The following is a 21,101-nucleotide window of genomic DNA, read 5'->3' as shown; positions in this document are numbered from 1 at the left end:
CTACTCACTTCGCGGCGCTTGCCGGCAACGGCTTCGACACGTCGATGCCAAACCATTTGTCGGACAGCTTGGCCAAGGTGCCGTCACTGCGCATACCGGCCAAGGCGTCGTTCACTGCCTTGGCAAAAGCGGGGTTGCCCTTGCGGAAGGGGATACCCATCTCGGTCTGGTCGCCGACGGTACCGCTGGTGCGCAGCGGCAGCGGCGAGTGCTTCAGCAAGTAGGCCAGCATCAAACGATCGTTCAAGGCGGCGTCGATACGGCCGGCAGCCAGGTCGGACAGATATTCCGGGGCACCCGGGTAGGTGCGGACATCGATGCCCGCCACGGCCTTTGCCATGTCGTTGTAGTTGCTACCCAAGGAGACGCCCAGCTTATGCCCCTTCAGATCGTCCAGCGAATGGAACTGACGATCATCGTTCTTGCGCTGAATCAGCTGTCCGATCGAGTAGGTGTACGGCGTCGAAAAATCGAGCATGTTCTGGCGCGCAGGCGTGATACCGACCTGATTGACGATGACGTCATATTTGCCCGCCTGCAGGCCGGCAATGATGCCGCTCCATTCCGTCGTGATGAAATGCGGCTTCACCCCCAGACGCCGCGCCAGTTCCTTGGCGACATCGACATCGAAACCTTGCAGATCGCCTGCCGGGGCTTTGAAGCCGAACGGCGGGTAGGTGCCTTCCATCCCCACGTCCAGCGTGCCCCGATGCTTGACGGTGTCCAGCAGATCGGCTGCATGGGCCGAAGGCGCGATGAAAGAAAGGGCTGCCAGCGAAAATGCCGTGGCGCCAAGCAATGCGCGCGTGATATGGCGCGGGGAGAAACGGATAGACATTGCGACTCCTACTTTAATATCCCGAAAAGACGGTATTTTGCGATCGAACCGCACATTTTATGCCGAATCCCCTGAATCTGCCGACGGCAGACCGCCTCATTCGCCTGTCACCGCGCGAATGCGGAAGACCGGACATTCATGGCGTTCCGCGAGAAGCGCCAAGTCTTAAAAATAGCGCCCACGCGACCAGGGCGGTTCCCGCCACCACATAGCCGACGACGTTGAAATGCAGCAGCTTGCCGCTCGCATCCAATGACACGATATGACCGGCTATCACCGAGGCGATACCGCCCGACACCTGCTGAATGGAGGCGCTGACGGCATTGAACGCGCCTCTGGCTGCCGGTACCGGGATCGTGGATGCCATCGCCTGAAACGGAATCATGCGTGACGAAATGCCGACGAACAAAACGATATTCAGCAGGATCAGTCCGTAAAGCGGGATCGGCCCGAGATGTGTGTAAATCAGCACCATGACGATAGACATCACGGTACCGAAGCTGAATACGCGACGCTTGCCGAAGGTGTCGGTTGCCTTGCCGATGACCGGTCCGAAAACAACCATGCACAATCCGGTGACCAGATAGACCACGGGCAGCACGGCGATACCGATCTCTAAATTATTGGTCGCGAAGGCACTGCTGAAAGGCATCAGCATAAAGGCGCCCGTGGTCAGCAGCGCCGTTGCCGCGAAAGCCGGCACGTGGCGCGGATCTTTCAAAGTGTGCAGCAGATGTAAAAAGGCGCTACGCTCCTGCGGACTATTCAAATGACCGGTCACTGGCTTCAATCCCAGCGCGACGACGATGCCGCCAGCCAGTCCGAGCGCCGCCATGGCTAGAAAAGGCACGTGCCAGTTCCAGCGGCTCGATAGATATAAGCCTGCCGGTATCCCCAGAACCTGGCTTGCCGAGAAGGCCGTCTGTATCAGACCCATCACACGGCCGCGCATCTGCGGTGCGAAAAGATCGGCTGCGATCGCCAATACCACCGAGCCGATCACGCCACCGAACAGGCCGGTGAAGACGCGCGCGAGCAGCAGCGATTCGTAGGATTGCGCGAGTCCACACCAGACCGTGCCGAGCACAAAGCCACTGTAAAAAAAGAGCAGCAGTTTTTTGCGATCGAATCGGTCGGCAAAGCCCGCGATCAGAATGCCCGAAATCCCCGCGCTAAACGCATAGGCGGAAACGACGAGGCCGAACTGAGATGGACCGATTTTCAGCGCCGGTATGATCAGGGCGCCCAATGGCGCCATCAGCATGAAATCGAGGATGACGGAAAACTGAAGGAAGGCCAGAATCCCCAGGACCCGTTTCTGATAAGGCGAAAACGTTTTTGCAGACGCAGCAGCAGGTGTATTCATACGATGTGGCTTGCCACCTCAAGTGGCATTACTCCGAAGGATGCGTATCAGGCTCGAGCGTGACGAGCAATTTATGCAGCAGCGCCGCGAGCGTTTTGCGCTCGGCATCGCTCAGCACCGCGCAGGTTTCGTCGTCGATGCGACGCAAGATTTGGCGGCCCGGATCGAGTCGGCTCATCGCGAGGTCGGTGAGCGACACGACGCTACTGCGTTTGTCGGTCGGCGACGGTTCGCGTCGAATTAACCCATCCCGCTCCATGCGGGAGAGCAACTGGGCCATGCTCGGCTGTTCGACGTTGCTTGCCGCGGCGAGGTCTTTTTGCGTCAGCTTACTGCCGTCTTTCAGCGCGACGAGCACCGGCAAATGCGAGGCGGTGATGCCGGCGGGTTTCAGCTCTTTGTCGATGATCCTGGAAAGCGCCCGCTCCAATCGATTGATGAGCAACGTCGGCATATCCAGGGGTGACCATATTGAGATCGGGCGCACGATATTCCTTTACATTTAAATAGGACCCTATACACTTGCTATAATATAGGATCCTATTTAAATGTAAAGGACGGGTTCATGTCGCAAAGACCGACTATCGCCATACTGGGCGCAGGGCCCGCCGGCTTGACCGCGGCGACTATGTTAACGCGCGCCGGTTGGCAGTGTAGCGTATTCGAGGCGGATCAATCGGCGCGGTCGCGTGATCAGGGTGGATCGCTCGACCTTCATCCCAATGAAGGCCAGCTTGCCTTGAAGAAAGCGGGTCTCTGGGACGCTTTCATGCAGGTCGCGCGTCACGAGGATCAAGATCAACAGAGCATCGATCACGCGTCGGGAGCGGTCCTTCGGCGCGAGGCGCCAGAGCCGGGTATGGGCGAACGGCCGGAAATCGATCGCATCGTGCTGCGTGAGCTGTTGCTACAGCCGATGCCGACTACGGTGGTTCGGTGGGGACAGTCTGTGACGGCAGTGGTCGCGCGGGCCGATGGTCGCCACGAACTATTTGGTGTCGCCGGCAGCCTTGGGCGATTCGATCTCGTCATCGGCGCAGATGGGGCGTGGTCGGCCGCGCGCGCGGCGCTGACGGACATCCGGCCGCACTATACCGGCATCACCTTCGTCGAACTGTGGCTGACCGATGTGGACCGCCGACATCCGGAGAAAGCGCGCCTGGTGGGACACGGCACGATGTTTTCACTTCATGGCGGTGCCGGCATCATCGCCCAGCGTAACGGCAACGCCTTGGTGCGTGTCTACGCCGCGTTTCGGACCACACCCGAAGAGGGCGATCGCCCGGATCGCACCCTGGCGTCGATCACGAAGCTCGCCCTGCTCGCGCGTTTCGAAGGGTGGTCCCCCGCCTTGCTGTCGTTGATTGCCGATGCCGACAGCATCGCCGCGGTGAGGCCCATCGTCGCGCTGCCGAATCCCCTGGGCTGGCCGAGCCGACCCGGCTTGACTCTGCTTGGCGACGCCGCGCATGTGATGCCGCCACTCGGCGTCGGGGTGAATCTCGCGATGCTCGATGCGGCCGAGTTGGCGGAAGCGTTGATCGGTAGCACGCACTGGCGCGATGCCGTGACCCTCAGCGAGCGAAACATGCTCGCGCGGGCGGAACCGCTCGCCGCGTCGATCGGCGCGGCTTTTCAAGACATGTTCAGCGTGCAGGGCGAGCAGATCCTGCTCGACAACATGGGCTCGCATCCGGCGGATTGATCGTCGCGCCGGGCTGCGGTCGACTCCCTGTGGCAAGGCGGTTCAGATCAGGCCGAAGGCGTAATACAGGCCGATCGCAAAGAAGGCCGAGGCAATCTTGATCAGGGTCATGACGAAGATATTGGCATACGCCTCGCGGTGACTGAGCCCGGTCACGGCCAGCAAGGTGATGACGGCGCCATTGTGCGGCAGCGTGTCCATGCCGCCCGATGCCATCGAGGCGATACGGTGCATCACCTCCAAGGGAATATGCGCCGCATTGGCCGCCGCGATGAATTGATTGGACATCGCGGCCAGCGCGATACTCAAACCGCCCGACGCGGAGCCGGTGATGCCGGCCAGCAAGTTGATCGTGACCGCCTCGTTGACCAGGGGATTGGGGATCGCTTTCAGGCCTTGCGCAATCAGCATGAAGCCGGGGAGAGCAGCAATGATGGCGCCGAAGCCGTATTCCGATGCGGTATTCATCGTTGCCAGCATCGCCCCGCCCACCGCCGTTTTGGAGCCCTCGGCAATGCTCGGTCCGTTGCGCATCCCGCGCCAGCCGAAAATCAGCGTGAACAGCGAGCCGCAGGCCAGGGCCGCGAGCACGGCCCAGATGCCGACCAGCTTACTGGCATCGACGGGAATCGGTGCCGGCAAGCCAGGCAATGCCAAGGTGTAGACGCCCGGAAACCAATGGGGAATCCAATGCGTAAACAGAAGATTGCTGACGCCCACCAGGACCAGTGGTGCCAAGGCGATCAGCGGATGCGGCAAGGCAATGTCGGGCGGCGTTTCCGGCTCGTTGCGAAGATTCGTGCCGTATCCTTCGTTGGCCCGCTGCGCACGACGGCGTGCGCGTTCGAGATACGCTACGCCGAGTATGAAGATAAAGACCGATCCCAAAAAACCGAGCCAAGGCGCGGCCCACGCGGTCGTATTAAAAAAGGTGGTCGGGATGATGTTCTGGATCTGCGGCGTTCCCGGCATCGCGTCCATCGTGAACGTAAAGGCACCGAGCGCGATCGTCGCCGGCATCAGGCGCTTGGGAATGCCGCTTTGACGGAACATCTCCGCGGCAAACGGGTAGACCGCGAACACGACGACGAATAAGGAGACGCCGCCGTAGGTCAGCAAGGCGCAGACGATGACGATCACCGGAATCGCCCGTTCCCGGCCGAGCGCCTTGATGACGGCTTCGACGATGGCGCGGGAGAAGCCCGACAATTCGACGAGCTTGCCGAATAAGGCGCCCAGCAGGAAAACAGGGAAATACAGTTTTACGAAGCCGACCATCTTGTCCATGAAGAGGCCGGAAAACGCCGGTGCGACCGCCGAGGGGTCCGTCAACAGCACGGCGCCGAGGGCGGCAATCGGGGCAAAGAGGATAACGCTATAGCCCCGGTAGGCGGCTAGCATCAACGCGGCGAGCGCGAGGATGGCGATGAGAATGCTCATGGTGGATGCTCGCTTGTTTTTTTGTAGATCTGTCGCACACCGGCGACGGCCGGTGCGACATGCATGCGTTCGCGTGGAACGCATGCACGTCGCCCGGTTGTCTCCTGTCGTTTTCCTGCGCATCGCGCGGGACCGGTCCGTGTCTAAAGCTGAAGCCAAAATCAGTGTAGCGCACGTCACTGCCGACCGCCATGCTCCCTGCGAATACCGTTTCTCATCCCGTCCGATCGCATCTTAGCGGCTTCGCCTCCAGTGCTTCCGTATGCGGACGCCGGTACGATCGGTTTAGCGATGCTCGGCGCCGCGCTATTCGTTTGGCGACGCTTCAGGGCGGATAGCGGGCCGGCGTCGCACGATTTTCAAGACGGAATACCCGCGTACGGCACGTCCCGATGGCCATAACGTCGCACGCGGATATTGGCCTGTTCGCCATGGCCGGCGAATCCTTCCAGCGCGCACAGCCGTGAGCAGTACTCGCCGATCATCGCGGACGCGTCGTCGGTGAGCACTTTTTGGTAGGTGCAGGTCTTCAGGAATTTTCCTACCCACAGGCCGCCGGTGTAGCGCGCCGCGCCTTTCGTCGGAAGCGTGTGATTCGTGCCGATCGCCTTGTCGCCAAACGCGACATTGGTACGCGGGCCGAGGAATAGCGCGCCGTAGTTGCGCATATGCGTGAGGAAATAATCGGGATCGCGCGTCATCACCTGGACATGCTCGGAGGCGATCTTGTCGGCGATCTGCACCATTTCCTCGTCCGAGTCCGCGACGATGACCTGGCCGTAGGTCTCCCAGGCTTTACGGGCGATGCCCGCGGTGGGCAGGATCTCCAACAGACGGGCGACTTGCGCGATCGTGTCACGCGCGAGCGCTTCGGACGTCGTCAGCAAAATCGCGGGCGAGTCGGGGCCGTGCTCGGCCTGTCCTAATAGATCGGTTGCGCACAGCTCGCCGTCGACGCTGTCGTCGGCAATCACCAGCGTCTCGGTCGGCCCCGCGAACAAATCGATCCCCACGCGACCGAACAACTGGCGTTTCGCTTCGGCGACGAAGGCATTGCCCGGCCCTACCAGCATGTCGACCGCTTGAATCGAGGCCGTCCCCAGCGCCATCGCGCCGACTGCTTGAATGCCGCCAAGACAGTAGATGGCGTCCGCCCCGGCGAGGTGCTGGGCCGCCACGATGGCCGGTGCCGGTTTGCCTTGATACGGCGGCGCGCACGTGATGACGCGCGGCACGCCGGCGACCTTGGCGGTGATCACCGACATATGCGCGGAGGCAAGCAGCGGATATTTGCCGCCCGGGACATAGCACCCTGCCGCATTGACGGGTACGTTCTTGTGACCGAGTATCACGCCGGGCAGCGTCTCGACTTCGATGTCGCGCAAGGCGTCGCGCTGATGTTGCGCGAAATTCCGCACCTGCGTCTGTGCGAAGGCGATGTCGTCCAGGTCGCGCTGCGTCAGTTGATCCAGGCAACCTTGAATTTCGGCATCGCTGAGGCGATAGTCGTCGCGCTCAAGCTTGTCGAAACGGATCGACAGATCACGGATCGCGGCATCGCCGCGCTGCTCGATATCGGCGAGCGTCCGTTCGACGGTGTCGCGTACTTCGCGATCCGCGCTGCGGATCATTTCGCCGTCGGCGCCAGTTTTCAGCCACGTTGCCATTCGGAACTCCTCTCTCAGTTGAAGACGCGCGGATGCCCGCACGAAAGGGCGATAACAAACGCATGCAATCATTCACTAGCGGTTTTTGCATACGTATGCAATTTTCGGAAATGCTACGCGTGGCGGCATGGCGGTGAAATGGGGGTTTACGTGAGACGGGGGCGCCGGAAGAGCGCGCGTAGGGCGTGAAGCCTTCCTCGACGCCGATCGGATGCATCGCGCGTGACTCAAGTAACGGTGTCGACCGCGGACAAGATAGAATGGCTGGGTTTCACGGCGTGGCCGCGGTCCATACTGCAGGCGCGATGGCTCAAGAACGACGAATTGGCGGCAGAAGGCGCGTAAATGGCTGCATCACTGACAGATTTGCTCAAATCCATTGTCGAAAGTAAGGCCGTATTGGATGCCGCGCGCCCGTTGCCGCAGCATACGCTGGCGTCCCTGCGCGAGAAGTGGATGCTCGAGTGGACGTATCATTCCAACGCGATCGAGGGCAATACCTTGACGTTGCGCGAAACGAAGGTCGTCCTGGAAGGCATCACTGTTGGTGGGAAATCATTAAGAGAGCACATCGAGGCAAGCAATCACCGCGATGCGATTCTCTATCTCGAGGCGATTGTTTCCGAAGGCGAACCGCTCACTGAATGGCAGCTGCGCAATATCCACCGTCTGGTATTGAAAGCGATCGACGACGATCAAGCGGGACGGTATCGCTCCGAAAACGTGGCGATTTCCGGGCCCCGCACGACACCGGTCGATCATCTACAGCTGCCGCAGACAATGGCCGACTTTGTCAGTTGGTACGGGCGGGCTGGTCTCATGAGCCCGGTCGAGCGTGCGGCCGAATTGCATACGCGCTTCGTGAAAAACCACCCCTTCATCGACGGGAATGGGCTCACCGGGCGCTTGCTGTTGAATTTCGAGCTGATGAAATCCGGATATCCGCCCGCAGTCATTAGAAAGGAGGACCGTCTTGCCTATTACGATGCGCTCGATGAGGCCTGTGTGAGTGGCGAGTACGTTGGTATTACGACATTGGTGGCGGAGGCGGTATTGCGCTCCCTGGAAATCTATCTCGATCTGCTTGGTTTGAAGAAGGGACCGGCGCCTCGGCGCGACGACCCGGAGCGCTAAGCCAACGGATCCACGACGCCGCCGCGTACGCTCCCGCGCACGACCAACTCGCCCGGCAATACCAGGCGCTGGGGTGCGACACCGATATCGCCCAGTTGTGCCTGGATGATCTCCACCGTCCGCGCGCACATCGCGTCGATCGGTTGCCGGAAGGTCGCCAGGGAAAACTCGGGCCAGGCCGCCATCGGGATGTCGTCGAAGCCGACGATCGATAAGGAGCGGCCGATATCGGCGCCGAATGCGTGTCGCGCCACGCTCAGCCCCGCGAGTGCCATGTAATCGTTCGCGAAAAAGATTGCATCGGGGGGCTCCGGCAAGGACAGCAAGCGCTGCGTGGCCGCGCGCGCGCCGTCCTGCGTATAGTGCCCCGTTTCGCGCAATGCCAGCGTCAACCCCGCCTGGCGCAACGCCGCCGTGAAACCATTTTCCCGTTCCTGACTGGTCGACGAACCGTCCTGACCGGCGACGTAGGCCAGGCGTCGATGACCGTGCCGCAGCAAGTGCTCGGCGATCCGTGCGGCGCCCCGCACATTGTCGCCGACGACGCTCGATACGCGCGCACGCATGCTGGTACGGTTCAGTTGCACGACGGGCAGGCCGATGCGCACGCATTCGTCGGCGAACGTCGACGATAGCGGTGACGATACGAGAATCAGCCCATCGACGCGATAGCGCAGCACGTCTTCCAACACCGGGTCCGAGGAGTCCGTGGCCGGCGAGCGGAACAGCAGAATGCGTCGGCCGGTCTCCGTCAGCATCGATGACAGACGCCCGACCACGGACGCGTAAAACGGGTTGTCGAGGTCGGGAAGCACCACGCCGATGATGGTCGACTCCCGCTTGATCAACGAACGCGCGATCAGATTGGGGCGATACCCTAGCGTGTCGGCCGCCTGTTGGACGCGCTGCCGCATCGCGTCGGAGACGCTCGCGCCAGGCGTGAAACAGCGCGATACCGCCGATTGCGATACGCCCGCCAAGCGTGCGACGTCGTGCGCGGTGGATGGAAATTGAGATGCCTGCGGCGTGGCCGGTTTCGCGGCGCGCGGCGCGTCGACGCGTTTTACCGCTGGCGCAAGGGAGGCTTTGAGGCGTTGTGGCATGGAAGCACGCTGAAACGGCAAACAAAGACAGCAAATCGAGAGGGTCGCATCGAAGCGGCGCCATCGACGTCGCCGGTAGCCGGCGCGCCCGACTCGGGGTGGCGCCCGCTGCCGACAGGCCGCACGACACGTCAGCTTACCCTATGGCCGGCCTTCAGGTCCGTTGCCGTGAATAGCGCGCGCTGCCTGCACAGGCAATGGTGATGGCCGCAATGCCGATACCTTGATACATGCTCAGCGTTTCGCCCAGTATCAGCCAGCTCGCCAACGCGGCCATCGCCGGAGAGGCGCTCATCAGCACGCCGAATACGCGTGACGGTATGCGATGCAGCGCATACATGTCCAGGAGATAGGGAATCATGCTCGACAGCAGCGCGACGGCAAAACCGATCGCCAGCATCGATCCCTGCCACAACGCGGCGCCGGCATGCGTTACGCCGATCGGCACGACGAAGGTGGCGGCAATCAGCATGCCGGTCGACACCGCTTTCGGGCCGAGATGGGCGACCCGCGCACCAAATGTCATATACAAGGCCCATAGCAGCGCCGCTGCCAGTGCAAAAGCAATGCCGAGCGGGTTCAGACTGCTTCCCAGCGCGTTGAATGGCAGCAGGCACAGACCGATGACCGATAAGCCGATCCACAGCAAATCGATGCGGCGACGCGATAGCAGCAGGGCGACGCTCAGCGGACCGATCACTTCGATCGATACGGCGATACTGACCGGAATCAAGGAAAAGGCATGATAGATCGTCAGATTCATGATGCCCAACGTGACGCCATAGGCCAGCAGCGCCGGCCAGATGCCGGGTTGACGCCACACGCGCCATGGCCGGAAGACGATCGCGAGCACGGCGGCGGACATGGCCAGCCTCAGCGCCGCCATGCCCTCGGGGCCCACCACGGGGAACAGGGTTTTTGCGAAGGCCGCGCCGATCTGAACCGAGACCATGCCGATAAGGGCCGCGAGCGTCCCGAGCGAGGCGGTTCGTGAAGCGGCCTCGGCCGTCTGGGGCGATGCCCCTTCACCCGGCAAAGGGGATGATGTCTCTGTTCCGCGACCCACGTCGTCTCCTCGATTCATAGACCGCATCATATTGCCTAGGCAATATGATGCGGTACTGGTCGAGCAGCATTTCACTTTCTGCCGTTTTGCGCAAGTCTTCTGCGAGCGGGCCGCCTGAGACGACGCTATCGTCCGCGGCGTCTGAGCAAGGCCTTGCCGAGTAAAGCAAACGCGCTGGCGGGGAGGTCTTCCAGCTTTTCCACGACCGCCGTCACCGGATAAAACGTTTCCACGGCATCGTTGAGGATGCCGACGCCCACGAGTTCGATGCCCTGCAGTTGCAGGTCGGCCACCCGCCGTTTCAAATCCGCGCCGAGGATCGCCGGATTGCCGTCGGCCGTCGAGGGATAGCCGTCGGAGAACACCATGAGGACGTGGCGCCGTTCGCGTCGCTCGCTGAGCCGTGCCGCTGCCCAACTCAACGCTTCGCCATCCGGATTTTCGTGGCCGCATTCGATGGCGGCGATGCCGGACAAATTGTTCGAATCGAAGCGTTTGTACACTTGCAGATCGAGTTTCTCGACGAAACGGTTATAGCCGTCGGGCGCATTGCCGGCAGCCAGCCAGTGCCGATGGTAGGCACGCATTTCCGGATCTTCGACCGAACAATAGCCCAGCACTTCGCAGGCGAAGCCGAGCCGCGTCATCGCATCGCACAGCGCCGCCACGCAAAGGCGGGCAAGCGCGATCTTGCTGGCCGCCATCGAGCCGCTGCGGTCGACCAGCAAGGTCACCGCCGTATCGCGTGTCGGATGGATACGGCGCGTCTGGAACGGCGTGCGATAGCCCGGCGATGCCGCAAAGCGGAACAGCGCCGCACGATGTAGTTCGCCGCGCTCCTGCTCGCTTTGCCAATGCGTGGCTTCTTCCGACTTCAAGACCCGTTCCAGCTTCGCGCGCAATGGCGCCGTGTCCGCGCGCGCGGCATTGCGCAGCCGCCGCCACGCCAAGGGATCGCCTTGACCGGTCAGATCCGTGACGGTGTCGAAGGCGGTCGTGATCGGGATCGATCTGTCCGACACCGTCTGCGCGGGCGGGCCCGAGGGGCGATCGGCAACATCGCCGGAAGAGGGGGGCTGGGCGGCGGATTCGGCCGAGTCCGCGATCGCCCCGGCAGCGGCATCGCCCACTTCCGGCGGTCGCGTCTGCTCGGCGTCGGGCAACTCGTCGCCAAGTTCCTTGTTTGATTCGCTGGCGGCGTGGCCGTCCATGACGAACATCATCGCATTGGCGGTGTCGGCGCCAAGCGAGCGAACGCGTGTGGCAATGCGTTGCGTGATGCGGATGCTGTCCGATGTCGACGCTGCCGCGCGTGCGGCGGCGAGGAGATCGTCGATGCCGTGCAGGATGGATGCGACGTCCGTGCCTGCGTTCGCGGCGAGCGCGGCGCCGGCCTCGTGCCACAACGCTTGTTCGATATGCCAGGTCAGCCGAGCAGGCCAACTCAGCTCAGGCACGCGCCGCGCCATCGTTTGCGTCTTGTCGTGGCGTGCTGCCGCGACAAACTGCCGTGCTCCGGGTTGCCGCGCGAGCAGACTGTGCGTGGTGCGATGTGCGTCGAGAACGTGCGCTAGCGCGCGAAGCGTCGGTGCGCGGAGCGCGTCGATCGCCGCGGCATCGCCGAAAAGATCGCTGGCGGCGAGTTGATCGACATAGCCGATCATCGTCGCCAGGGACACGCCGTCACCGAGCAGTCTGGAGGGCAGCAACAGATGCGCGCCGTCCCAGGCGGGGCCATCGTCGCCGAAGACGACCGTGATGTCGGGACGCCGCGTCAAGGTGCGGGCGAGCTTCGACAGGTGCTCGCCCAGGTCATGCTCTTGCATGGCGAGCGGCTCAGGCATCTTGGTCGTTGTCGACGGCGATATGGTGCCGGACGATGCTGCTGATCAAGGCCGCATCTTCCGCATCGACCTTGGCATAGATCGTCGGCCCCGCCGCCGTTTCCGGGTCGCCGGTGCGCAGCATCATCGCCGTCCAGTCCAGGAGCCGTCGCGTGGAAAACGCGCTGGCCAGATCTTCCCGGAGGAAGGCCGCGCGGCAGTCGGCCGCGATCGCCGCGAGGGTGTGCGCCATCGCCTCGGATACGCTCGGACCGAATGTCTGGCGCAGCACCGTCGCTTCGTCTTCCGGCGAAAGGTAGTCGATCATATAAACGCGCCAACGATCGAGAAACGCTTCGTTCATCAGATTGGCGCCTTGATACAGGTGGCGAAACCGACTCATTGCGCCGACGGCGTTGGCGGTGCCGAAGAGCCGGAACGCGGGATGGGGCGCGATAATCTCGTTACCTTTCTCCTTCAGCAAGAGCTGGCCGCCCGGCTCCAGCACCGCGGTCAGGACCGACAGGATGGCCGGTTCCGCAAAGTCGATTTCGTCGACGATCAGCCAGAGGCCCTGACGCATTGCAATGGGAAGGACCCCGTCGACCCAGACGGTCTCGCCCCCCTTGACCGTCCAGAAACCGACGAAATCGCCGACGCTGGTCTGACCGTTCATATTGGCGCGCAGCACGCCTTGCCGGCAGAGCGCCGCTGCCTGCTCGATCAAGCTGGTCTTGCCGGTGCCGGTATGGCCGATCAACATCACGCGCCGGTTCTCATCGACATCGCGCAGCACGTTATCGGAGCGCGATGCGAACAGATAGGCCGGATTCACCGCGGGTACCAGGGGGCCGCCGGCACCTTGCGGCAGACTGACGTTGCCGATCCGTACCCGTTCCCGATCCGCGACGTCGGCAAGCTGCGCCGATCGCGTCCCTGCCTCGCGCAGATCCTGCATGAAAGTGGGATGGGCGAACGTGCTCGGATCACGTCCGTCGTGACGCTTGACGAAGCCCTCACGCTGCCATTTCGCCAGTTTTGCCTGCAGATTTTCCAGATCGACGACGGTATCCACCTTGGTGGGCCGGTCCGCCAGACGATGCTGGATGCGGTAAAGGTGCGGGCGCTCGGAACGGCTGACTTGCCAGCTTCCGGCCTTGCCGTCGAGCGGATGCGCATAGTCGCCGATCAGCGCCTGATCATGCGTGAACGCGGCGGGTTGATCGGAGGCGGAAGACGGGCGATGGAGGGTCATGACCGGAAGTGGAAAGTGCGTGCGCGACGGAGCCGCGCCGATCCATCCTATTTTACCGTGATCGGCTGCCCTGGCGCGGTGGCGACGTCGTTGCCGCGTCGTCGGCATCGCGGACACTTAGTAACCACGCCAGGAAACGCGGTTCGCTGCCGTACGCGACATTGACGCGAATGCCGGGCGTCGGTGTTTCCGAGATGGTGAACGCGGCGGACGGCGCGACGAAGATGCCCAAGGCGGCGGCCTCCGCGGCGAGATTACGCGCCTGCATTGCCGGCGTCAGCGCGATCCATACGTAATAGCCGCCACATAACGGACGCGGCACGCTGAATCCGGCGTTTTCCAGTCCGCTCACCGTGCGTGCGGTGGCGTCCTCGATCCGATCCTTCAATCGTCGCAGGTATTTGAGATATTGCGCGCCCTCGATCAGCGAATACACCAGCCGCTCGTTCTGCGCCGAGGTCGACACGATGGTGATGACCTTCATCTCGTTGAACTGCTCGGCCAAGGCAACCGAGGCGGCGATATAGCCCACGCGGACACTGCCAGGCAGTGTCTTGGAAAAAGAGCCGACATAGACGACGCGATGTAACTGGTCGAGCGCGGCCAGGCGGGGCGCGGTCACCGGCAAGACATCGGCGAAGGGGTCGTCCTCGATCACCAGCATGTCCTGCTCTTCGGCGACTTTCAATACGGCATAAGCGACGCCTTGCGTGAGGGAACCGCCGGTGGGATTGTGCGCCAACGATTGCGTGAAAAAGAGACGTGCGCCGGTGGCGCGGGCCTTTTCGCGCAGATCGATCGGATCGGGACCATCGTGACGCCGGCGCACGCCGACGATATGCGCACCGGCGACGCTGAGTTTGCGAAACAAGGGGTAGTAACCGGGATCATCGACCAACACCGTGTCGCCTTCGCGTACCTGACAACGGATGACGAGGTCCATGCCATGGTTGCCGCCGTAGGTCGTCAGCACCTGGCCGGTGTGACAGTGAATGCCGCGCTCGCCGAGCCTGTCGCATAGACGTTCGCGCAACGGCAGCAAGCCCCAAGCGGTGTTGTACGTGTCGTCGGCGCTGACACGCATGACTGAAAGCGGGCGGCGCATCTCGGTGGAGGCCAGCCAGTCCGGCGGTAGACGTCCGTCGCCTGGCCGAATCGGCAGGCGACGCTCCAACTGCTCCGTCAGCAGTTCGGCGGCCGTCTCCGCGCTCGACACGATGGCCCGCGGCACCGCCTTGCGATGCGGCGGCGATGATCGCGCGACATAGTATCCGGCGCCGGCTCGCACCGTCAGCACGCCTTGCGCGACTAATCTGAGATAGGCCTCGACGACGGTGTTTTTCGCGACACCCATGGCGGCGGCTTCCTCGCGAATGGATCGCAGGCGATCGCCTGCCTGCAGTGTGCCGCGTTGGACGCGCTGCAGAACACCGTCGATGATCCATTCGATCTTGGAAGCGGGCTGTGCCATGACTTACTGTACCACCGCGTTGCCTGGTACGGTAACCGAAAAATTGTGCCGGACTGTACCCGTCGAGGGCGCGGGCAAGGGGCTATGCTTGAACAAGGCATAAGAAAAGACCGCGCGGCGCAACGACGCCGCGGGCAAAAAATGTGGAGACGAGAATGACAGATGTTTTCAACAGCGGGCCGGATCGCGCGTTCGCCCCCATCCCGCCGGGTGAGCGCGGGCTGCCGACGCTGACCGCCGAGCCCTGGCACAAAGTGGCGGACGACTTCCAGCAGTTGGAGGGGCTGTGCTTCGATCGCGCGGGCAATCTCTATTTGCTGGAGGTGTTCGGCGGCCGTATCTACCGACTCGACTGCGACACCAAAGCGATGACGGAAATCTACCGTGCCGAGGGCGACAACCCGGCGGCGATCAAGATTCACAAGGATGGCCGTCTGTTCGTGTGCTGCCTCGGCGATTTTAAGACAGGAGAAATTTTCGCGATCGATCCCGATGGCCGAAATCGACGCAGTATTTTGCGCGGATATGTTGCCGACGATATGGTCTTTGCGAAGGACGGCAGCTTTTACTTCACGCATTTCGTCGGCACGTCTTGCGAACCCACTGGCGGCGTCTATCACGTGTCCGCCGATGGCAAAACCGTCACGCCCATTCTCGAAAAAATGGCGGGCCCGAATGGGGTGGCACTGTCGACCGACGAGACGCGCCTGTGGATCACGGAAACCAATGCCAACCGTTTGCATTTGATCGAATTGGGCGCGGACGGCAAATCAATCGCGCCGTACGGCACCAGCATTCCCTACCACTTCACTGGATTCCATGGGCCCGACTCCTGCAGCATCGATGCGGAGGACAACCTCTATGTGGCGATGTACAACCAGGGGCGCGTCATGGTGTTCAATCCCTGGGGCTTTCCCATCGGTCAGATTCTGATTCCAGGCCGCGAAAGCGGTCATCATCTGCGCACGACCCATCCGATGATGATGCCCGGCACACGTCGGCTGTTGATCTGCACCAACGACCATGAGCGTGGCGAGGGCGCGTGGATCTTCACGTCGGAGGGGGCCGCGGCGGCACATCGAGGATTCCAATTCCATGCCTGATGACACACGAAAGTTAAGCGGTAAAACGGCGGTCGTGACGGGCGCCGCACGCGGCATCGGTCAGGCCATTGCCGCGCGCTTCGCCGCGGAAGGGGCCGATGTGCTGATCGCGGATCTCGACTTTGCAAGCGCGCAGCAGGCAGCGGACGATCTGACGGCGCGTTACGCGGTCAAAGCGGTAGCGCTTCGCGTCGATGTTTCGACGGAGGAAGAGAATGTGCGCATGATCGAGACCGCGATCGCCACGTTCGGCCGTCTCGATATTCTCGTCTGCAATGCCGGCATCGTCCGTCCCGGACGGCCCATCGAGACCATTTCAGGGGCGCAGTGGCGCGAGGTGATCGACGTCAATCTGATGAGCTGCATTCATGCGACATCGGCCTTCGTGCCGCACGCGAAGGCGAATCGATCGGGACGCATAATCTATATGGCATCGGTCGCAGGGCAGGTCGGCGGCGTCGCGGCCGAGGTGGCGTACTCGGTCACGAAAGCCGCCGTCCTCTGCTTGACGAAGGCGGTCGCGCGCCAACTCGGGCCCTTCGACGTCACCGTCAATGCCATCGCGCCGGGCGCGATCCAGACCGCCATGACCGATATCTTGCAGTATCCGCCCGAGGTCAAGAAAGGGATTGCGTTGGACCGATACGGCGAGGTGTCGGACATTGCCGGCGCTGCCCTTTATTTGGCGAGTGACGATGCGCGTTATATGACGGGCGCCACCCTTGACGTGAACGGCGGCATGGCAATGCGCTGATCGTCCGCCGCAAGCGGGCGAATTCCACCATGACATCTTCGTCGGGAGACAGGCTATGGATTGCTATCAAAAACGGCTGCGACTTCGCGCCTTGCTGGATGCGCCGGGCTGCACGCCTCTGATGGGCGCCTACGATGTATTGAGTGCGCGTATCATCGAGCAGACCGGATTTCCCGTGCTGTACACCGGTAGTTTCGTGACCGGGGCGAGCGGATTCGGCTTGCCCGATGTCGGTCTGGTGCAGATGCACGATCTGCTCGGTCTGGCGCGGGAGATCGCGAAGGAAACCAATGTGCCACTGGTGTGCGATGCCGACACCGGCTGGTATCACGCGGCCAATATCTGGCGTACCGTGCATGAATTCGAGTCGGCTGGCGCGTCGGCGATGCATATCGAAGATACCGTATTCGGCAAACATACCGATCATCCTGCGGTGTTGTTGGAACCCGATGCGATGTGCCAGCGTATCAAGGCCTGTGTCGCCGCGCGTAAGGATCCGAATTTCCTGATCATCGCTCGTACGGACGCCATTTATCTGAAGAACGATCCCGAAGAAGCGGTCGCGCGGATCAATGCCTATCTGGCCGCGGGCGCCGATGCCGGCTTCATTGTCTTTAAAGGGTCCGTTCGCGCGCTGGCCGATTTCCGGAAGCGCATCTTGGGTCCGTTGATCGTCACCAGTGTCGATTTTCAGGACTCGGTCGCGGAGGAAGGCGCGGCCGGCGCGAATATGTCGGTGTATTGGCCATTGACGATTTTTGCCGCGTTCAGAGCGGTAAAGCAGGTCTGCGAAACCTTTTACCGTGAACAGGATGCGACGAAGCTCAGGGAGTATTGCTTCGATGAAGGCATGATCAATAAGACGGTGTCGTACGAACGGTTCGAAGCCAATTTGAAGCGCTTCGGCGCGGTCTGAGGTTCCAGGCCGGCGGCGCATACGGGGCAATCGCGAATCACGCTGTACATCCTTGGCGAAGCCGGTTATCGTGTTCGCGGCGCGGAGATCGTCGCGGATTCTGCGCCTGTCGACCAACACGATTCGATCAGCTCAGAGGCCCGGAATGCAATTGCCGTTTTATCAAGTGGATGCCTTTACCGACACGGTGTTCAAAGGCAATTACGCCGCGGTCGTGCCGCTCGCGCAATGGCTGCCGGACGTGGTGATGCAGGCCATTGCCAGCGAGAATAATCTTTCAGAGACGGCTTTCTTCGTTCGCGGCCCGGATGGCGCCTATGCTATCCGCTGGTTCTCTCCGCTGACCGAGATCGCGTTCTGCGGACACGCCACGTTGGCAAGTGCCTATGTGATCTTCAAGCAAAACGCCGATGCCGATATCATCGCCTTCACGGCCGACGCGGTCGGGCGGCTGAGCGTGTCGCGCAAGGCCGATGGCTTTATCGAGATGCGTTTTCCGCTGCGTCCGGCGGAGACGCTCGAAACGATCCCCGACGCATTGCTGAAGGGGCTTTCGATCGCGCCGCGCGAAGTCGCGGTATGCGGCCAGGCTTATGTTGTCGTCTATGCGTCCGAAGCCGAGGTCCGCGAGGTCGTACCGACGTTGCCGCTGCTGGCGACGTTAGGCCCGCGCGATGTCGTCGTCACGGCGCGTGGCGATCGGCATGACTTCGTCTCGCGGTATTTCTGGCCGGCCAACGGCGGCGATGAAGATCCGGTGACCGGCTCGATTCACGCGACGCTGGCGCCATTCTGGGCCGCGCGGCTGGGCAAGGCGGACTTACTGGCCATGCAGGTATCACGCCGCACGGGCCTGCTGCATTGCCGTGTGGTGGACGATGGCGTCTTCGTCTCCGGACAAGCGGTCCAGTATCTGGAAGGCTTTATCGAAATTCCTACTGTAGCTTGATCTGATACCGAACGTGGGCGGTCCGATCGGCAACCTTGTCGTATAACGCCTGGGCATCGACATTATCGTGATCGGTGACCCAATAGATGCGCCCCCAGCCCTGCGCGATGCCTTGCGTACGAAGCGCCTCGATCAACGCCGTCCCGATGCCGAGCCGACGGCCTGCGGGCGCCACGAAAAGATCTTCCAGATAGCAGACGGTCCGATCACTCCACGTATGCGGATGGCAGACGTAATTGCAGAAGCCGAGCGGCTCGCCGGTCTCGCTCGCAACGAGCAAACCGTCGATCGGGGAAGTCGGATCGATCAGGCGCTGCCAGGTCTTTTCCGATATAGCGCTATCAAGCGTCGTACGGTAGAACGCGCAATATGCCTCCCACAAGGCATGCCATGCGGTGCGATCGTTTGCCGACACGGGACGGATGGTGAAGGTCATTGTCGGAGGACGCAAGGGTTCGATGCCATGGCGCGAGGGCGACGCACGCGTCGCCGGCTAAGCATGGCGCGGGTCACGCTGTCTCGATATCGGGCGTCGAGCGCGTGTCGAGCTGAAGCTGCATGAAAGCGAGATCGAGCCAGGTGCCGAATTTCGTTCCCACTTCCTTCATATGACCGACGTGCTTGAAACCGAGAGTTTCATGCAGCCGCACGGATCCGGTGTTGTTCGCCTCGATGGCCGCGACCATGACATGCTTGCCCAATGTCTGGGCGCGTGAGATCAGCGTTTGCATCAGCTGTTTGCCGAGACCCTTACCGCGCTGATCGCCGCGAACGTAGACCGAGTGCTCGACGGTATAGCGATAGCCGTCGAAAGCGCGCCAGTCGCCAAACGAAGCATAGCCGAGCACCGCACCGTGCTCGTCCACGGCGACGAGAACCGGATAGCCGATTTTGCGTCGATCGTTGAGCCAGGCGGTCCGATTGGCGATATCGACGGTGACGTCGTTCCAAATCGCGGTGGTGTGTACGACGGCGTCGTTATAGATCGCCGTTATGCCTTCGATATGCTCGGTACCGGCATCGCGAACGTCCATATGCATCTCCCAGGTTGATCGGCGTAATGATACCTATCCGACGGGCGGCATATGCAATATTTCTTGCCGACACGCTATCGTGCCCAGCACATCGCCCGCCTCGAACGTTCGCGGCGCGGGAGCCAAGCGACGCGAGGCGTCATACGTCAGAGCGCACGCGCGATAGCCTGACCCAGCAGATCGATGCCCAGATCGATCTCCGCTTCGCTGACATTCAGCGGGGGCGCGATACGGAAGACGCCGCCCATCCCCGGCAACTGCACGATATTCATGCTGAGCCCCAGCTGCATGCATTCACGCGTGATGCGCGTGCCGAGGCCGTCGGCCGGTTCTTTGCTTGCGCGGTTCTTGACGATTTCCATGCCCAATAACAGGCCGCGCCCGCGGATGTCGCCGATACACTCGTATCGTTCCATCAAGCCTTCGAGACCGCGCCGAAGGCGCGCGCCCATCACGTTCGCCCGAGCTACGAGGCCATCGCGCGCGACGACATCCAGCACGCGCAGGCCGATGGCGGCGGGCAAAGGGTCCGAGACGTGCGTCGTATAGAAGAGGAAGCCGCGCGCGTGCGCTTCTTCCTCGATGGCCGCCGACGTGACGACGGCCGCAAGCGGCAATCCGGCACCCAAGGTTTTCGATAGCGTCAGGATGTCCGGTGTGACGCCGTCGCGCTGGCAGGCGAACATCGTCCCGGTGCGGCCAATGCCGGTTTGCGCTTCATCGAGAATCAGCAACATGCCGCGCGCCTCGCAATGACGCTTCAGCGCGGCCATATAGCCTTCCGGCAGTTCGATGATGCCGCCCGAGCTGAGAATCGGCTCGGCGATAAACGCGGCGAGATTGCCGGTGGACTGTCGGTCGATCAATTCGAACGCGTAGTCCAGCTCGGCGAGCCAATCGTATTCGCCATGACGTTCGAAGCGCGGCCGATACGGAAACGGCGCGGGAATGGCGAAGGAACCAACCGCCGCCGGCCCGACGCCTTTGCGTCCCGCGCTGTAAGTGGCCGATGCGGCGCACCCGGTCATACCGTGCCAGGACTGCGCGAAGCCGACGATCTCGTATTTACCGGTCACCAGCTTCGCCATGCGGATCGCCGCCTCGTTCGACTCGGCGCCGGTGCTCAACAACAGCGCGCGGTCGAGGCCGTCGGGCGTGATGTCGGCCAGCCGCTTGGCCAGATCGACGACCGGCCGCGATAGCATGCCGCTGAATAAATGATCGAGCTTGCCCGCATAGTCGGTGATGACGGAGACGATATCGGGATGGCTGTGCCCTAGCACGGCACTCATCTGTCCGGACGTGAAATCCAGGATGGCGCGGCCGTCGGCGTCATAGACGAAGCTGCCTTGCGCGCGTTCGATGATCATCGGTTCGAACGTGCCGCCATAGCGGATCAGATGCTGTCTGGCATTGTGCCAAAAAGTCGGGTCGTCGTTCAGGGACACGGGCGCCTCTTAGTTCGATGTGAGCAAGA

General features: G+C 62.1%; 19 protein-coding genes. 6 read left to right on the top strand and 13 right to left on the bottom strand.

Translation table 11 applies throughout. From position 1 onward, the window contains the following. Nucleotides 1-4 precede the first annotated feature (4 nt). The 3 genes from ABEG21_RS16265 to ABEG21_RS16255 all read right to left on the bottom strand — a co-directional run bounded on the left by ABEG21_RS16265 (nt 5) and on the right by ABEG21_RS16255 (nt 2,634). Nucleotides 5-838 carry a cystine ABC transporter substrate-binding protein gene (locus tag ABEG21_RS16265; RefSeq protein WP_347557686.1) on the bottom strand — a complete coding sequence of 278 codons (834 nt, stop codon included), beginning with the start codon at nt 836-838 and terminating at the stop codon, nt 5-7. A 136-nt stretch (nt 839-974) separates the two neighbouring features. Continuing rightward, nucleotides 975-2,204, bottom strand: coding sequence for an MFS transporter (locus tag ABEG21_RS16260; RefSeq protein WP_347557685.1), 1,230 nt, complete (start codon nt 2,202-2,204; stop codon nt 975-977). Nucleotides 2,205-2,232: 28 nt separating this feature from the next. Further along, on the bottom strand, nt 2,233-2,634 hold the full coding sequence (locus ABEG21_RS16255; protein WP_347557684.1) for a MarR family transcriptional regulator: 402 nt from the start codon (nt 2,632-2,634) through the stop codon (nt 2,233-2,235). Nucleotides 2,635-2,769: 135 nt separating this feature from the next. Between ABEG21_RS16255 and ABEG21_RS16250 the strand changes: the two genes are divergently transcribed. Continuing rightward, nucleotides 2,770-3,909, top strand: coding sequence for an FAD-dependent monooxygenase (locus ABEG21_RS16250; RefSeq protein WP_347557683.1), 1,140 nt, complete (start codon nt 2,770-2,772; stop codon nt 3,907-3,909). Nucleotides 3,910-3,951: 42 nt separating this feature from the next. On the opposite strand, the gene ABEG21_RS16245 is transcribed toward ABEG21_RS16250, so the two are convergent. Together ABEG21_RS16245 and hisD are read right to left on the bottom strand one after the other, a co-directional pair. Next, the gene (locus tag ABEG21_RS16245) at nt 3,952-5,349 is read right to left on the bottom strand and encodes a GntP family permease (protein ID WP_347557682.1); all 1,398 of its coding nucleotides are present in this window, start codon (nt 5,347-5,349) and stop codon (nt 3,952-3,954) included. Between the two features lie 359 nt (nt 5,350-5,708). After that, nucleotides 5,709-7,016: a histidinol dehydrogenase gene (hisD, locus tag ABEG21_RS16240; RefSeq protein ID WP_347557681.1), complete on the bottom strand. Its 1,308-nt coding sequence runs from the start codon at nt 7,014-7,016 to the stop codon at nt 5,709-5,711. A 345-nt stretch (nt 7,017-7,361) separates the two neighbouring features. Between hisD and ABEG21_RS16235 the strand changes: the two genes are divergently transcribed. Continuing rightward, entirely contained in the window at nt 7,362-8,150 is a 789-nt protein-coding gene (locus tag ABEG21_RS16235) for a Fic family protein (RefSeq protein ID WP_347557680.1), read from the top strand. On the opposite strand, the gene ABEG21_RS16230 is transcribed toward ABEG21_RS16235, so the two are convergent. From ABEG21_RS16230 to ABEG21_RS16210, 5 genes are all read right to left on the bottom strand, one after another. Beyond that, nucleotides 8,147-9,253, bottom strand: a complete 1,107-nt coding sequence (locus ABEG21_RS16230) for a LacI family DNA-binding transcriptional regulator (RefSeq protein ID WP_347557679.1) — start codon at nt 9,251-9,253, stop codon at nt 8,147-8,149. The two genes, ABEG21_RS16235 and ABEG21_RS16230, sit on opposite strands and share 4 nt — an antisense overlap. 154 nt (nt 9,254-9,407) lie before the next feature. After that, nucleotides 9,408-10,319: an EamA family transporter gene (locus ABEG21_RS16225; protein ID WP_347557678.1), complete on the bottom strand. Its 912-nt coding sequence runs from the start codon at nt 10,317-10,319 to the stop codon at nt 9,408-9,410. 125 nt (nt 10,320-10,444) lie between these two features. Then, entirely contained in the window at nt 10,445-12,145 is a 1,701-nt protein-coding gene (locus ABEG21_RS16220; protein ID WP_347557677.1) for a cobalamin biosynthesis protein CobT, read from the bottom strand. A gap of 10 nt (nt 12,146-12,155) precedes the next feature. After that, nucleotides 12,156-13,397, bottom strand: a complete 1,242-nt coding sequence (locus tag ABEG21_RS16215) for an AAA family ATPase (protein WP_347557676.1) — start codon at nt 13,395-13,397, stop codon at nt 12,156-12,158. Between the two features lie 52 nt (nt 13,398-13,449). Then, on the bottom strand, nt 13,450-14,868 hold the full coding sequence (locus tag ABEG21_RS16210) for a PLP-dependent aminotransferase family protein (protein ID WP_347557675.1): 1,419 nt from the start codon (nt 14,866-14,868) through the stop codon (nt 13,450-13,452). A 155-nt stretch (nt 14,869-15,023) separates the two neighbouring features. Between ABEG21_RS16210 and ABEG21_RS16205 the strand changes: the two genes are divergently transcribed. From ABEG21_RS16205 to ABEG21_RS16190, 4 genes are all read left to right on the top strand, one after another. Further along, the gene (locus ABEG21_RS16205) at nt 15,024-15,971 is read left to right on the top strand and encodes an SMP-30/gluconolactonase/LRE family protein (protein ID WP_347557674.1); all 948 of its coding nucleotides are present in this window, start codon (nt 15,024-15,026) and stop codon (nt 15,969-15,971) included. After that, the gene (locus ABEG21_RS16200) at nt 15,964-16,725 is read left to right on the top strand and encodes an SDR family NAD(P)-dependent oxidoreductase (RefSeq protein ID WP_347557673.1); all 762 of its coding nucleotides are present in this window, start codon (nt 15,964-15,966) and stop codon (nt 16,723-16,725) included. The genes ABEG21_RS16205 and ABEG21_RS16200 overlap by 8 nt, the downstream gene beginning before the upstream one ends. 55 nt (nt 16,726-16,780) lie before the next feature. Continuing rightward, nucleotides 16,781-17,641 carry an isocitrate lyase/PEP mutase family protein gene (locus ABEG21_RS16195; RefSeq protein ID WP_347557672.1) on the top strand — a complete coding sequence of 287 codons (861 nt, stop codon included), beginning with the start codon at nt 16,781-16,783 and terminating at the stop codon, nt 17,639-17,641. Between the two features lie 145 nt (nt 17,642-17,786). After that, nucleotides 17,787-18,590, top strand: coding sequence for a PhzF family phenazine biosynthesis protein (locus ABEG21_RS16190; protein ID WP_347557671.1), 804 nt, complete (start codon nt 17,787-17,789; stop codon nt 18,588-18,590). Here the strand turns inward: ABEG21_RS16190 and ABEG21_RS16185 are convergent. The 3 genes from ABEG21_RS16185 to ABEG21_RS16175 form a co-directional block, all read right to left on the bottom strand. Then, a complete protein-coding gene (locus ABEG21_RS16185; RefSeq protein WP_347557670.1) occupies nt 18,577-19,026 on the bottom strand; it encodes a GNAT family N-acetyltransferase in 450 nt (149 codons plus the stop codon). The two genes, ABEG21_RS16190 and ABEG21_RS16185, sit on opposite strands and share 14 nt — an antisense overlap. Nucleotides 19,027-19,099: 73 nt before the next feature. After that, nucleotides 19,100-19,624: an N-acetyltransferase family protein gene (locus ABEG21_RS16180; RefSeq protein WP_347557669.1), complete on the bottom strand. Its 525-nt coding sequence runs from the start codon at nt 19,622-19,624 to the stop codon at nt 19,100-19,102. Between the two features lie 146 nt (nt 19,625-19,770). Next, on the bottom strand, nt 19,771-21,072 hold the full coding sequence (locus tag ABEG21_RS16175; RefSeq protein WP_347557668.1) for an aspartate aminotransferase family protein: 1,302 nt from the start codon (nt 21,070-21,072) through the stop codon (nt 19,771-19,773). Nucleotides 21,073-21,101 lie beyond the last annotated feature (29 nt).

This window comes from Robbsia sp. KACC 23696 (assembly GCF_039852015.1).
Lineage (GTDB): Bacteria > Pseudomonadota > Gammaproteobacteria > Burkholderiales > Burkholderiaceae > Robbsia.
This window is presented reverse-complemented; position numbering and strand designations above follow the sequence as displayed.